At 68.0% G+C, this 13,514-nt stretch carries 13 protein-coding genes; 6 read left to right on the top strand and 7 right to left on the bottom strand.

Annotation, left to right across the window (positions count from 1 at the left end; genetic code table 11):
- Positions 1-39: 39 nt before the first annotated feature.
- From GPX89_RS18965 to GPX89_RS18950, 4 genes are read right to left on the bottom strand one after another with little or no spacing between them, the layout of a single operon-like run.
- On the bottom strand, positions 40-456 hold the full coding sequence (locus GPX89_RS18965) for a nuclear transport factor 2 family protein (protein WP_328602003.1): 417 nt from the start codon (positions 454-456) through the stop codon (positions 40-42).
- Complete coding sequence (locus GPX89_RS18960; RefSeq protein ID WP_157388894.1) at positions 453-1,619, bottom strand: thiolase domain-containing protein; 1,167 nt, start codon at positions 1,617-1,619, stop codon at positions 453-455. Before GPX89_RS18960 ends, GPX89_RS18965 begins: the two co-directional genes overlap by 4 nt.
- Positions 1,616-2,650, bottom strand: a complete 1,035-nt coding sequence (locus tag GPX89_RS18955) for a thiolase domain-containing protein (protein WP_157388893.1) — start codon at positions 2,648-2,650, stop codon at positions 1,616-1,618. The genes GPX89_RS18960 and GPX89_RS18955 overlap by 4 nt, the downstream gene beginning before the upstream one ends.
- 17 nt (positions 2,651-2,667) lie before the next feature.
- Positions 2,668-3,633, bottom strand: coding sequence for a Zn-ribbon domain-containing OB-fold protein (locus tag GPX89_RS18950; protein ID WP_328602002.1), 966 nt, complete (start codon positions 3,631-3,633; stop codon positions 2,668-2,670).
- A 93-nt stretch (positions 3,634-3,726) separates the two neighbouring features.
- Here GPX89_RS18950 and GPX89_RS18945 point away from each other — a divergent pair, with 93 nt between their 5' ends.
- The 3 genes from GPX89_RS18945 (at position 3,727) to GPX89_RS18935 (ending at position 7,669) form a co-directional block, all read left to right on the top strand.
- Positions 3,727-4,764 (top strand): LLM class F420-dependent oxidoreductase, encoded by a 1,038-nt coding sequence (locus GPX89_RS18945; protein WP_157388892.1) that lies wholly within the window; start codon positions 3,727-3,729, stop codon positions 4,762-4,764.
- Positions 4,765-4,862: 98 nt separating this feature from the next.
- The gene (locus GPX89_RS18940) at positions 4,863-6,512 is read left to right on the top strand and encodes an acyl-CoA synthetase (protein WP_328602001.1); all 1,650 of its coding nucleotides are present in this window, start codon (positions 4,863-4,865) and stop codon (positions 6,510-6,512) included.
- Between the two features lie 152 nt (positions 6,513-6,664).
- On the top strand, positions 6,665-7,669 hold the full coding sequence (locus GPX89_RS18935; protein WP_157388890.1) for a sigma-70 family RNA polymerase sigma factor: 1,005 nt from the start codon (positions 6,665-6,667) through the stop codon (positions 7,667-7,669).
- A gap of 188 nt (positions 7,670-7,857) precedes the next feature.
- Here GPX89_RS18935 and GPX89_RS18930 read toward each other — a convergent pair whose 3' ends face one another.
- Positions 7,858-8,274 (bottom strand): VOC family protein, encoded by a 417-nt coding sequence (locus tag GPX89_RS18930; RefSeq protein WP_198347493.1) that lies wholly within the window; start codon positions 8,272-8,274, stop codon positions 7,858-7,860.
- Between the two features lie 118 nt (positions 8,275-8,392).
- Here GPX89_RS18930 and GPX89_RS18925 point away from each other — a divergent pair, with 118 nt between their 5' ends.
- A complete protein-coding gene (locus GPX89_RS18925; protein WP_157388889.1) occupies positions 8,393-9,610 on the top strand; it encodes a glycosyltransferase in 1,218 nt (405 codons plus the stop codon).
- 75 nt (positions 9,611-9,685) lie between these two features.
- Complete coding sequence (locus GPX89_RS18920; RefSeq protein ID WP_157388888.1) at positions 9,686-10,381, top strand: maleylpyruvate isomerase family mycothiol-dependent enzyme; 696 nt, start codon at positions 9,686-9,688, stop codon at positions 10,379-10,381.
- 420 nt (positions 10,382-10,801) lie between these two features.
- On the opposite strand, the gene GPX89_RS18915 is transcribed toward GPX89_RS18920, so the two are convergent.
- Together GPX89_RS18915 and GPX89_RS18910 are read right to left on the bottom strand one after the other, a co-directional pair.
- On the bottom strand, positions 10,802-11,923 hold the full coding sequence (locus tag GPX89_RS18915) for an acyl-CoA dehydrogenase family protein (protein WP_157388887.1): 1,122 nt from the start codon (positions 11,921-11,923) through the stop codon (positions 10,802-10,804).
- A gap of 20 nt (positions 11,924-11,943) precedes the next feature.
- Positions 11,944-13,137, bottom strand: coding sequence for an acyl-CoA dehydrogenase family protein (locus tag GPX89_RS18910; RefSeq protein WP_157388886.1), 1,194 nt, complete (start codon positions 13,135-13,137; stop codon positions 11,944-11,946).
- Between the two features lie 152 nt (positions 13,138-13,289).
- Between GPX89_RS18910 and GPX89_RS18905 the strand changes: the two genes are divergently transcribed.
- A complete protein-coding gene (locus GPX89_RS18905; RefSeq protein WP_033085657.1) occupies positions 13,290-13,478 on the top strand; it encodes a ferredoxin in 189 nt (62 codons plus the stop codon).
- The last annotated feature ends 36 nt before the right edge of the window (positions 13,479-13,514 follow it).

Below are 13,514 nucleotides of genomic sequence, written 5' to 3'. Positions count from 1 at the left end.
GGCGACCGGAAAATCCGGTCGCCCGCTTCGTCTTTCGTTCTAGATCTTTTTCATCGTCGCCATGGCGCGTTCGGTCTCCCAGAAAGCACGCAACGCGAGGATCTTGCCGTCCTCATCCACCTTGTAGGTGAAAACGCCTTCGGCATCGATGATATGGCCGCCCATGGTGGTACGGATGCGGCCGGTGAAGACCACCTCGCTGCCACACGCGAACGAATCATCGAAGAGGAATTCGATGGAGTCGGTCTGGGCGATGGCCTTGTCCCAGAACGCCGCGATGGCTTCCGCTCCGCGGTGCCCCACGCCCTCGGGATCGAAGAACGACGGACCGACCGGGTCCTCCACGATCCCGTCGGCGGCGAACAACGCCACCCACGCGTCCTTGTCCTTGGCGCGGACCGCGGCCTGGGAGGCGGCGCCCGCCACCCGGGCCGGATGTTCGGTCGTGGTCGTCACGGCTGCTCGCTCCCGACCACCCACATCGAGAAGTACTGCGAGCCACCGCCGTACGCGTGGCCGAACGCCTTGCGGGCGTTCTCGACCTGGTAGTCGCCCGCGCGGCCCATGACCTGCTTGGCCGCCTCGGCGAAGCGGATCATGCCGGACGCGCCGATCGGGTTGGAGGAGAGCACACCGCCCGACGGGTTGACCGGCAGCTTTCCGCCGATGGCGGTCTCGCCCGCGTCGGTGAGCTTCCAGCCCTCGCCCTCGGGCATGAAGCCCAGGTTCTCCAGCCACATGGGCTCGAACCACGAGAAGGGGACATAGATTTCGGCCGCGTCGATCTCCTCGAGCGGGTTGGTGATCCCGGCCTGCTTCCACAGCGCCTTGGCGGCTTCCTGTCCCGCCTTGGGGTTGACCTGGTCGCGGCCCGCGTAGGCGAGCGGCTCGGTGCGCATGGCGGTGCCGTGGATCCACGCCACCTTCTTGCCCTGCGCTTCGACCGCCTTGGCCGACGCCTCGTCACCGATCACGATGGCGCACGCACCGTCCGAGGACGGACAGGTTTCGTCGAAACGGATGGGATCCCACAGCATTTGGGACGCCATCACCGATTCCAGGGTGATGTCGGGCTGGTGCAGGTGCGCGAGCGGGTTGCGCGCGCCGTTGCGGCGATCCTTCACCGCCACCATCGCGCCCACATGCAGCGGGGCATTGGAGCGGCGGATGTAGGCGCGAACGTGCGGTGCGAAGTAGCCGCCCGCGCCCGCGCCGACCGGCTTGGTGAACGGCACCGGGTTCGACAGCGCCCACATGGCGTTGGACTCGGACTGCTTCTCCCACGCGATGGCCAGCACCCGCCGGTGCACGCCCGCCTGCACCTGGTTGGCGGCCACGACGGCCGTGGAGCCGCCGACCGAACCGGCGGTGTGTACCCGGAGCATCGGTTTTCCGGTGGCGCCCAACGCATCCGCGAGGAACAGCTCCGGCATCATGGAGCCCTCGAAGAAGTCGGGGGCCTTGCCGACCACGACCGCGTCGATATCGGCCATGGTCAGGCCGGAGTCCGTCAGCGCCCGGTCGATGGCCTCGCGGACCATGCCCGCCATGGAGACATCCGACCGTTTGGTCACGTGATGAGTCTGTCCCGTACCCAGGACAGCGGCTGGCAGGGTCATCGTGCCTCCAGGGTGGCGACCAGGTTCTGCTGCAGCGCGGGACCCGAACTGGCGTGTGCCAGTGCGCGATTCGCGGTGCCATTGAAGATTTCGGTGGCGGCGAAGCCGATGCGCTCGAGCCCGGCCGCGAACATCGGGTTGCCCGAGAGCGGGCCGCCCGACGGGTTGATGCGGGTGTTGCCGTTCAGGCCGATGGCCTGCTTCAGGATCAGTTCCTCGTGGCTGTACTGTGCGTGCAGCTCGGCGACGTCGAAATCGGTTCCGGCGCCGTTGATCGCGGCCGCGGCCGCCTTGGCGGTCGACTCGGAGACCGTCAGGTCGCGCGCGCCCAGGACGGGGGTGTCGATGTAGTGGGCGATGCCGGTCAGCCAGGCCGGGCGCTCGCACAGCTCGCGGGCGCGATCGCCCACGGCCAGCACGATGGCGGCCGCGCCGTCGGTGATCGGCGCGATGTCGTGGGGGCGGAACGGATCCGCGACCTTCGCCTCGGCCAGCAGCTTCTCGGCGTCGCCGCCATTGCTGCGCGCGGCCACGGCGGCCATGTCGGCTTCGGTCCACTTGCCCGCGTCCAGGCCCGCGCGGGCCTGCATGCCGGCGATGGACACCGAGTCCGGCCACAGCGGGGCGACCAGATAGGGGTCGGTCTGCAGGCTCAGGATCTGGCGCAGCGTGCCGGCCGAGGACTTGCCGAAGCCGTACACCAGCGCCGTCTCCGCCTGTCCGGAGCGCAGTTTCACGTACGCCTCGTACAGCGCCCAGGCCGCGTCCATCTCCACGTGCGACTCGTTGATGGGCGGCACCGCGCCGATGGAGTCGATCGCCGAGATGAACGAGAAGGCCCGTCCGGCAAGGTAATCCGAGGAACCGGAGCACCAGAAGCCGATATCGGAGACGCCGATGCCGAGCTTCGCGTAGAGCTCCTGGAAGCACGGCGCGAGCATCTCCACGCCATTGGTGGTGCCGAAGGTCTCCGGCACGTGCGGCGCGTGGGCGAACCCTACGACCGCGATCTCGGTGGTGTTGTCGCTCAAGGTATTTCAGCGCCTCTCTACAGGTGGTGCGCGAAAGAGTCGTAGTCGGCGTCCGGTTCGCCGGTCGGCCGGAAGTGGTCGATATTGCCGATGGACAGGCCCCACTCCTCGCGCGGCTTCCACACGGCCTTCACCTTCATGCCCATCCGGACCTCGCTCGCCTCGATGCCGAGCACCAGGTGCAGGAACGGGATGTCCGTGCCGTCCAGCAGGATGTAGGCCGCGACGTACGGCGGCTTGATCGACTGGCCCATGAACGGCACGTTCACGATGCAGAAGGTGGTGACGATGCCGGTGTCGGACACCTCGACGAAGTCGTCGGTCGGCGAGCCGTCACGCGGATCCGCGCCGCGGGGCGGGAAGTACACCTTGCCGTCCATCTGGGCGCGGGCGCCCAGCAGCTTGCCCTCCATGAGGCCCTTCAGGAAGACGGCTTCCTGCGGGGCGGCGGTGTGCTTGATGGAGAAGTCGACCGGGGTCACGATGCCGGTGATGGGTTCGGCATCGGGCGTGGAATCGGTTGGGGCGGCGGAGGTCTCGCCCGGCTCGAAGGCGGCGATGTCCTGGATGCGGCCGGTCCGCTCGGCGGCCCAGCGCGCCCGCACCCGCATACCGGTCGAGATGTCGTCCGGCGACGCCACATCCACCGCGTGCAGGATGGCGGTGTCCGCGCCGTCGAGCTTGACGAGCGCGAAGGCGAAGGGCCGGTCGAAGGGCTGCCCGGGCAGCGGCTCGGCCACCCAGGACCAGGTCTGGACCGTCCCGACGTCGGAGACCTCCACGAATTCCGAGAGCGGTTCGCTGGTCTTCGGATCGAATTCCGCGGGCGGCACGATCACGCGCCCATCGGAACCCCGCACACCGACGACCTTGCCGGACCGCAATTCCGTGAGGAAGCGACCGATGATCGGACCGGTGGAGCGGGTGTAGTCGAATTGCATCCGCAGCGGTGCGGACAGTACTTCGGTGTTCCCCAGAGTCACGAGATCGAGTAGAACAGGTTCTAGTGATGGTGGCAAGAGCTGCGGCTGCGGCCCTGCCGACCGGCCCGGGATGTTCTAGGAAGGAACGCGGACATGCGCTTTGGCTTGCAACTGGGATATTGGGGCGCGCAGCCGCCCGCCAATACGCGGGAATTGGTGCTGGCCGCCGAGGAGGTCGGCTTCGACGCCGTCTTCACCGCGGAGTCCTGGGGTTCGGACGCCTTCACGCCGCTGGCCTGGTACGGCTCGGACACCAGCCGGGTGCGCCTGGGCACCTCGGTCGTGCAGATGTCGGCGCGCACGCCGACCGGCACCGCCATGGCCGCACTGACCCTCGATCACCTCAGCGGCGGCCGCCACATCCTGGGACTCGGCGTCTCGGGCCCGCAGGTCGTGGAGGGCTGGTACGGCCAGCCTTTCGCCAAGCCGCTGGCGCGCACCCGGGAATACGTCTCGATCGTGCGGCAGGTGCTCGCCCGTGAGGGCAAGGTCGTCAACGACGGGCCGCATTTCCCGCTGCCCTACAACGGTTCCGGGGCGACCGGACTCGGTAAGCCGCTCAAGCCGATCACCCACCCCCTGCGCTCGGATCTGCCCATCTGGCTCGGCGCCGAGGGCCCCAAGAACGTGGCCCTCACCGCGGAGATCGCCGACGGCTGGCTGGCCATCTACTACACCCCGCGCCTGGCGGACATGTACAACGAGTGGCTCGACGAGGGCTTCGCGCGGCCGGGTGCGCGGCGCTCGCGCGAGGACTTCGAGATCGCGGCCACCGCGCAGGTGATCCTGACCGACGACCGCAAGGCCGCGCTGGACGCGATCCGGCCCTTCAGCGCGCTGTACATCGGCGGAATGGGCGCGGAGGAACTGAATTTCCACGCCGAGGTCTACCGCCGCATGGGCTACGGCGAGGCGGTCGAGGAGATCACCCGGCTGTTCCGGTCCGGTCGCAAGGAAGAGGCGGCCGCGGCGGTTCCCGACGAGCTGATCCTCGACACCACCATCATCGGCAACGAGGCCGAGGTGCGCGAGCAGCTGAAGGTCTGGGAGCAGGCCGGGGTCACGATGATGCTGGTCGGGGTCCGGGACGTCGCGCAGTTCGAGCGTCTGCGTCCGCTGATCGAATCGTAGGAATCGCGGTACTGTGTGTGACAGGGGGCACATTCGGTCCATCGAATGAGTGGGATTTGTGGCTTGTCACACACAAGAACACGTTCTATTTTGATCCTGTGAGCTACAACATTGCGGACCTCGTCGAGCACACCATCGACCTCATGCCGGAACGTGTCGCACTGGTTGACGACTCGCGTTCGGTGACCTACGCCGAATTGGAGGACCGGGCCAACCGGCTGGCGCACTACCTGCAGGAACAGGGTGTGCAGCCGGGTGACAAGGTCGGCGTGTACTCGCGCAACACCATCGAGGCCGTCGAGGCCATGGTCGCCATCTTCAAGGCGCGCGCGGTCATGATCAACGTGAACTACCGGTACGTTGAGAACGAGTTGCAGTACATCTTCGAGAACTCGGACATGGTCGCTCTCATTCACGAGCGGCGCTACAGCGACAAGGTCGCCAATGTGCTGCCGAACGTGCCGAAGATCAAGTCGGTCATCACCGTCGAGGACGGCACCGATCTGCCGCTGCCCCCGACCGCGGTCGAATACGAAGCGGCACTGGCGGGTTCGCACGGCGAGCGCGATTTCGAGGAGCGCTCCGCCGACGACATCATGATGATCTACACCGGCGGCACCACCGGCATGCCCAAGGGCGTCATGTGGCGGCAGGAGGACTGGTGGCGCGTCCTCGGCGGCGGCATCAACTTCTACACCGGCGTCTTCATCGAGGACGAGTGGGAGCAGGCCAAGGGCGGCGCGAGCGGCGCCACGCAGATGGTGCGCTACCCGATTCCGCCGCTGATCCACGGCGGCGCGTTCACCGCGACCCTGCACAGCCTCTTCGACGGCGGCAAGGCCGTCATGCTGCCCGAGTTCAGCGGGCACGGCGTGTGGCAGGCCATCGAGAACCACGGCGTGAACATGATCTTTATTACCGGTGACGCCATGGCGCGTCCGATGCTCGACGCGGTGGCGGCGGGCAACCCGGAAACCGGTGCGCCGTACGACCATTCGAGCCTGTGGGTGCTGGCCTCCAGCGCCGCGCTGTTCTCGCCCGCGTTCAAGGACGAGTTCATCGAGCGGTTCCCGAACGCGCTCATCACCGACTCGATCGGCTCCTCGGAGACCGGCTTCGGCGGTCTGGCCGTGGCGGCCAAGGGCGCGACCCACACCGGCGGTCCGCGCGTGAAGATCGACGGCTCCACCAAGGTGATCGACGAAGAGGGCAACGAGGTCGCGCCCGGCTCGGGTCAGGTGGGCATGCTGGCCCGCACCGGGAACATCCCGGTGGGCTACTACAACGACCCGGTGAAGACCGCCGAAACCTTCAAGGTGTTCAACGGGATTCGCTACTCCATCCCCGGCGACTTCGCCCGGGTGGAGGAGGACGGCACCGTCACCATGCTGGGTCGTGGTTCGGTGTCCATCAACTCCGGTGGCGAGAAGATCTACCCCGAGGAGGTCGAGGGCGCGCTCAAGGCGCACCCGGACATCTTCGACGCACTCGTGGTCGGCGTGCCCGACGAGCGCTGGGGCCAGCGGGTGGTCGCGGTCGTGCAGTGTCGCGGCGAGGCCCGCCCGACCCTGGAGGAGCTGCGCCCGACCCTGACCAAGGAGATCTCCTCCTACAAGATGCCGCGCAGCCTGTGGTACGCGGACGAGATCAAGCGCTCGCCCGCCGGCAAGCCCGACTACAAGTGGGCGAAGGCGCAGACCGAGGCCCGTGAAGCAGACAACCACGCGGCCGCTTCCAGCTCGAAGTAACGCGGCCCACCTCTCCGACCTCCCGTGCCCGCCTGCTTTCGCAGGCGGGCACGGCCCGAGATCTCGGTGGGTACTCGGATGCCCGCCCGCACTTGCGGGCGGGCATTTTTCGTGGGTTCAACTTGTCGGTGGGCTGTGCCAGGCTGTCTGGCATGACCGAGAAGGCAGGCAGATCCGTCACCGCGATTTCGGATGACGTATTGCGTTCTTTCGAAGGGCATCGGCGGGAACTGTGCGCCTATGCGTATCGAATGCTCGGGTCCTCGTTCGAAGCCGAGGATGCGGTGCAGGAGACTTTCACCCGGGCGTGGAAGTCCTATGACTCGTTCGAAGGGCGGTCCAGCCTGCGATCGTGGCTGTACAAGATCGCCACGAATGTCTGCCTGGACATGCTGGACGGGCCGCAGCGCCGGGCCCGGCCGATGGACCTGAACGGACCCTCCACGCCCGATTCGCAATTGCCCGCGCCGGAACCGGATTACGTATGGGTGGAACCGATTCCGAACGCACTGGCGTTCGGGGCGGACCCGGCCGAGGCCGCCAGCGCGAAGGACACGCTGCGCCTGGCCTTCGTATCCGCGGTGCAGCATCTGCCCGCCAGCCAGCGCGCCATCCTGATCATGCGCGAGGTGCTGCGCTTCTCGGCGGGTGAGACCGCCGACATGCTCAATGTCTCCCCGGCCTCGGTGAACAGCGCCCTGCAGCGCGCCCGGGCCACCATGTCGAAGGTGCAGGAGACCTCCACGGTCTCCGATACCTTCGACGAGAACAACGAACAGCAGCGCAAACTCGTCGACGACTTCGTCAAGGCCTTCGAGGCCTACGACATGAACGCCCTCACCGAGCTGCTGAAAGCCGATGTGGCGCTGTCCATGCCGCCGTTCTCGCTGTGGATCTCCGGCCCCGACAATGTGGCCGCCTTCATGCTCGGCACCGGCCACGCCTGCCGCGATTCGCGCATGGTCCCGCTCGCCGGCGCCAACGGCCTGCCCGCCTTCGGTCACTACAAGCCCGGCGAGGAACCCGGCGTGTGGACGCCCTGGTCCATCACCACCCTCGAGCTCGACGGAGACCGGATCTCCGGGCTCACCTTCTTCCTCGACACCGAGAAGCTGTTCCCGCTCTTCGGTCTGCCGATGGAGCTACGCCCGAACTGAGGTCCGCAACCCGTGGTTGTTCCGGGCTGCCGGAAATCGCCGTTGATCGCCGACAACCACCGACTCACCCTCCCCATTCGGGTCGTCCGGGTCAATATCGGACACTCACCCGTATTGGGTGACCACGCGGGTTGTGTGGCAACGGATTTCGTGCGAGGTGACAGATCCCGGAATGCGACCGGACAGGGTCAGTATCCGGGGTAGGCCATGTGGAACGGTTCCCACTGATGGCCGTCCGGGTCGAGGAATGTGCGCCCGTGCATGCCGACCTCGGCCTCCTGGGCGCGTTTATCGGCATTGACCTCTTCGGTGCCGCCGGCCCGGAGGGCGGCCTCGGTGAGATCGTCGACTTCCCGCGCGCTGCCCAGCGACAGGGCGTAGAGGGCGCTGACGGTTCTCCCGGTGTCGCCGATCGGACGGGTGCTGAAGGTGGTGAAGAAATCGTGGGTGAGCAGCATCAGGCAGATGTTGTCGTCGACCACGATGCAGGCGGCGTTGCCGTCGGTGAAGTCCTGGTTCACCTTCCAGCCGAGGGCCTCGTAGAACCGTTTCGACCGATCCAGGTCGGCCACGGGAAGGTTCAGGAAGATCATCTTGCTCGGCATGGTGCTTCGCCCCTCTTCGTCTCCGCGAGCGGATCGCGCGTTCATCGCTGTACTGGTGGGGACGAAGCGGGTGCGGAAAACTCATCGGTCGTGCAAGAGTGGCGGGTGGAGGTGCCCGATGAATCACAGCTACCTGGTCGCTCTCACCGGTAGCGGCGGAACCGTGCCGCCGGAACTGGGTGTGGTGCGGCGACTGGTGCGGCGGGGACATCGGGTGACCGTGCTGGCCGAGGAATCCCTCGCCGAAGCGGTGGCGGCGACCGGGGCGCGGCTGCGGCCGCGCGCGGGGGCCGGATTCGCCCGCGACACCGCCGACGAAATCGATGCCGAGCGGCCCGATCTGGTGCTGGCCTCGTTCTTCGCCTTCGGGGCCATGGTCGCGGCGCAGGCCTGCGGCGTGCCGTTCTCGGTGCTCATCCCCGGCATCTATCCGCTGCCCGTCGAGGGCGGGCCGCCGCCGGGCACCGGTTTCGATCGGGCGCGCGGACCGCTGGGGCGGTTGCGGGACCGGGTGGTGGGCTCGCTGGTCCAGCGGCGCTGGGACGAGGAGCTGCTACCGAAACTCAATGCCCTGCGCGCGGACTTCGGGCTGGAGCGGCTGGCGCACTATCAGGATCAGGCGCAGCTGGCCCGGCGGCAGTTGGTCTTGTCCAGCGCCGCTTTCGATTTCCCGGGTCAGGGCCCCGACGGAGTGCGCTGGGTCGGCCCGATCCTGGACGAACCGGATTGGGTGCGGGGCAGCACCTGGACCCAGGGCGATGGCGGCGAACCACTGGTCCTGGTCGCGCTGTCCACTACCTTCCAACGCCAAACCGATTGCCTGCAAAGGATTGCCGACGCACTGGGGCAACTCCCGGTGCGAGGTGTGATCACGACCGGTCCGGCCGTCGATCCCGGCGATATCCACGCGCCGGGCACTGTGGCGGTGCTGCGGGCCGCCCCGCACCATGAGCTCATGCGGCACGCCAGCCTGGTCGTCACGCACGGCGGTCACGGCACCCTGATGCGGGCCTTCGCCGCCGACCTGCCGGTCGTGGTGCTCCCGCACGGCCGCGACAACGCCGACAACGCCGCCCGCGTGCGCGCCCATCGCGCCGGAATCGTGCTGCCCCGCACCGCGACCCCGCAGCGTATCGCCCGCGCTATCCGCCACACACTGCGCACGCCGGCCCACTACCGGGCCGCCGCGGCCCTGGGCCGCGCCATCCGCGACGACGCGCGCGGTGACGCGCTGCTGCACGAGATCGAACCCGCCAGCGATCACCCCGACCCCGCGGGAACTCGCATTCTCTCGGTGCGTGAACTGGAATTCCGGGAGCGCGGACCGGAATCGTGACGGTTGGCCGAATTTCGCGTGTCGTAGACCGGATATGGCTGGCACGCTGGGCTTTCACTGTTTAGCGTTGGCCGCATGGATTTCATGGCCATTTTGCGCGAGAAGCTGAGCGACTTCGGGGAGCTGATCACGCCGGAGACGAATCTGGCCGCACCGGTCCCGGGCTGCGGGGACTGGACCTTCTACGACCTCGCCGACCATCTCGGACAGGGGAACCGGTGGGTGGTGACCGCGGTGGCGGAGGGCCGCGGCGACTATCAGGGCGACCCCGCTCCGACGAATCCGATCGAATTGCGGGCCTGGTACGACGAATCCGCCAAGGCGATCATCGAGTCGCTGTCGGTCGATCCGCAGACCCCGGCCTGGACCTTCACCAGCCAGCTGCCCCGCACGGTCGGGTTCTGGCAGCGCCGCCGCGCCCAGGAAACCCTCATGCACGTGTGGGACGGCCAGGATGCCCTCGGCACGGCCGAACCCTTCGACCCGGCCGTGGCCGCCGACGGCATCGCCGAGGTGTTCGAGCTGTTCGCGCCCCGCATGATCAAACGCGGACTGGCCAAGGAGCCGGAGGTCGCGCTGGGCGTGCGTACCACCGACACCGACGACAGCTGGACCTACGGCCCGGGCACCCCGGTCGCCGAAGTCTCCGGCACCGCCTCGGACCTGCTGCTGGCCCTCTGGCAGCGCAAGGACGCCGAGGATCCGGCCCTGACCTGGACGGGTAACTGGGCAGCGGGCGAACGAGTGCTCGCGGGCCCGCTGGTGCCCTAGCCGAAAACACCCGGCGGACAAAAGAAACGGCGAGGTGGTGGCCGGTATGGAAACCACCGCCTCGCCGTTCGCCGTGACGCCGCGGGCGCCGCGCGGGCCGGGCCCCCGAACATTCCGGCGGCGATCACGCCGCCGGACGTCAGGGTTTCAGGGGCCGGTCCCGGGAGCCGACAGTTGCGCACTGCGTCTCTCGAGCCTCAAGGGCTCGCCCCTTGACGCCTCGAGAGTTCGAGGGGTTCGCCGCCCGAAGCCTCGCGGGTTCGAGGGGTTCGCTGCCCGGAGCCTCGCGGGTTCGAGGGGTTCGCTGCCCGGAGCCTCGCGGGTTCGAGGGGTTCGCCGCCCGGAGCCTCGGGGGTGAGGGGCATGCCCCTCAGGGGCTCAGGGGTTTCAGGGGCTTGCCCCTGAGAGTTACGAGAGTTGTCACTCCGCCGCGAACTGTGCGCCGAGGGCGCGCAGGTGGTCGGTCGCGCCGCCGAGGGCGAACTCGTTGTGCTTGGCCGCCGTGAAGTACTGGTTCACGATGTGGTCGCGGTCGATGCCGACGCCGCCGTGCACGTGGACCACGGTGTGGGCGACGCGGTGACCGGCCTCGGCGGCCCAGAACTTGGCGGTGTGCACCTCGGCGGTGGCCGGAAGGCCCTCGGAGAGCAGCCACGCCGCCTGCTGCACGGCCAGCCGCACACCCTGGACGTCGATGTATCCGTCGGCCAGGCGCTGGGCCACGGCCTGGAAGCTGCCGATCTTGCGGTTGAACTGTTCCCGCTCGCGGGCGTAGTCGGCGACCAGTTCCAGGCCCTTCTCGACCACGCCGAGCTGGGTGGCGGCCAGGCCGAGCCAGGCGCGCTCGAGCAGCCAGGTCAGGATCTCGCCGCCCTGCTCGAGGGTGCCGACCAGTTCGGCGGGGGTACCGGCGAATTCGACCTCGGCCTCGGGGGAGCGGTCGGTGACGATCTGGTCCTCGATCCGCACCGACTCGTGCGACGGGTCGACCACGAAGACGGCGGGGGAGCCGTCGACACTGGCGGACACCAGGATTCGGTTCGCCTGCCGCGCGAAGGGCACGGTGGTCTTGAGACCGGTCAGCAGCCAGCCGTTGCCGGCGATGGCGGTGGTGATCGGCTTGTCGAGCTCCCAGTTGCGCTCCTCGCTCAGCGCCGCGGTGAGGATGACCTCGCCGGAGGCGGCCTGCGCGGCCAGCTCCCGCTGGGGCGCGGACCCGAACTGCGCGAGCGCACCCGCGCCGAGCACGATCGACCACAGGTAGGGCACCGGGGCGACCGACTTGCCGATCTCGCGCAGGATGGCGGTCTGCTCGAGCACGCCGAAGTCGCTGCCGCCCACCGATTCCGGCAGGGCCGCGGCCAGCACGCCGGTCTCGGCCAGCGAGCTCCACAGCTGCCGATCGAAGCGCACGGTCGGGTTGCCGTCGGCGTCGAAGTTCTTGTCGAGTTCACGCAGCCGGTCGGCGGTGACGAGCTTGCCGGTGACCTCGGCGGTGAGGCGGGCCAGGTCTTGCTGCGCCTCGGTAAGACTGAAATCCATGATGGGTACCTTGGTTTCGGTTAGCGCGCGGCGGCGGGCTGCTTGAGGGCGGTCATGGCGATGATGTCGCGCTGCACCTCGTTGGTGCCGCCGCCGAAGGTGAGGATCAGGCAGGCGCGGTGCATGCGCTCGAGGCGGCCGCGCAGCTGCGAGCCCGCCGAGTCCTGGCGCAGGTAGGCCTGGGGGCCGAGGATCTCCATCAGCGCGCGGTAGGACTCGGTGGCCAGTTCGGTGCCGTACACCTTGGTCGCCGAGGCGTCCCACGGGCGCGGCGCGGCGTCGCCGCCCGCGTCGGCGCGTGAGGCGATCTCCCAGTTGGTGAGCTTCAGGTATTCGACCTTGGCGTGGATGCGCGCCAGGCTGATCTGCACCCATTCCTGGTCGATGACCCGGGAGCCGTTGGCGGCCTTGGTGTTGCGCGCCCATTCGGTCACCTGCGCGACGGCCAGCGCCAGCGGCGCGGAGGAGGTCAGCGCGACCCGCTCGTGGTTGAGCTGGTTGGTGACCAGCGCCCAGCCGCCGTTCTCCGGGCCCACCATGTCGGAGTTCTTGACCCGCACGTCCTGGTAGTAGGTGGCGCTGGTGTCGGGCCCGGCCATGGTGTGCACCGGGGTCCAGGAGAAGCCCTCCGCCGTGGTGGGCAGGATGAACATCGAGATGCCCTTGTGCTTCTTGGCGTTCGGGTCGGTGCGCGCGGCCAGCCAGATGTAGTCGGCGTAGGCGATGAGGGAGGTCCACATCTTCTGGCCGTTGATGATCCAGTCGTCGCCGTCGCGGACCGCGGCGGTGCGCAGCGAGGCCAGGTCGGTGCCGGCGCCCGGCTCCGAGTACCCGATGGCGAAGTGCAGCTGACCGGCGGCGATCTTGGGCAGGAAGAACTTCTTCTGCTCCTCGGTGCCGTAGTGCATGATCGTCGGCGCGACCGAGTTGATGGTCAGGAACGGCACCGGGGCGCCCGCGATGGCGGCCTCGTCGGTGAAGATCAGCTGATCCATGGTCGAGCGGTCCTGCCCGCCGTACTCCTTGGGCCAGCCCAGCGCGAGCCAGCCGTCGCGGCCCATCTCGGCCACGACCTCGCGGTAGACATTGCCCTCGCCGTATTCGCCGGTCTGCGCCGAAAGCGCTTGCCGCCGTTCGGGAGTGATGAGCTTGGTGAAATAGTCACGTAGCTCGGCACGCAGCTGTTCCTGTTGCGGCGTGTAGGCGATACGCATACCAGTACCTCTAGCCTTCGTTTCTCGGTTCAGCCGATCATCGCACGCAAGTGAAACATGTTCCAGTATTGGTTCCGGTTAGGGCTACTTTGCTGGTTGCGCGCGGGTCTGGTTGTTAGGCTCGGGCGCAACCAGTGGTTAAGGAGAGAAACATGAAGGTCATCGTCGACTTCGATCAGTGCGAAGCCAACGGAATTTGCGTCGGAATCGCCCCTGACGTCTTTGATCTCGATGACGACGACAACCTGTCGGTCAACGAGGCCGAGGTCACCGAGGCCAATCGCCGCGATATCGAGTCGGCGGTCGCCCAGTGCCCGAAGGCCGCGCTGAAGCTGGTCTGAGCGGATGCTTGCCCGCCGGGTGGAACACGTTCTAGA

This window comes from Nocardia terrae (assembly GCF_009760405.1).
In the GTDB taxonomy this organism is placed as follows: Bacteria; Actinomycetota; Actinomycetes; order Mycobacteriales; family Mycobacteriaceae; genus Nocardia; species Nocardia terrae.
The sequence above is the reverse complement of the archived record's forward strand: the minus strand, read 5'-3'. Positions and strand labels throughout refer to the sequence as shown.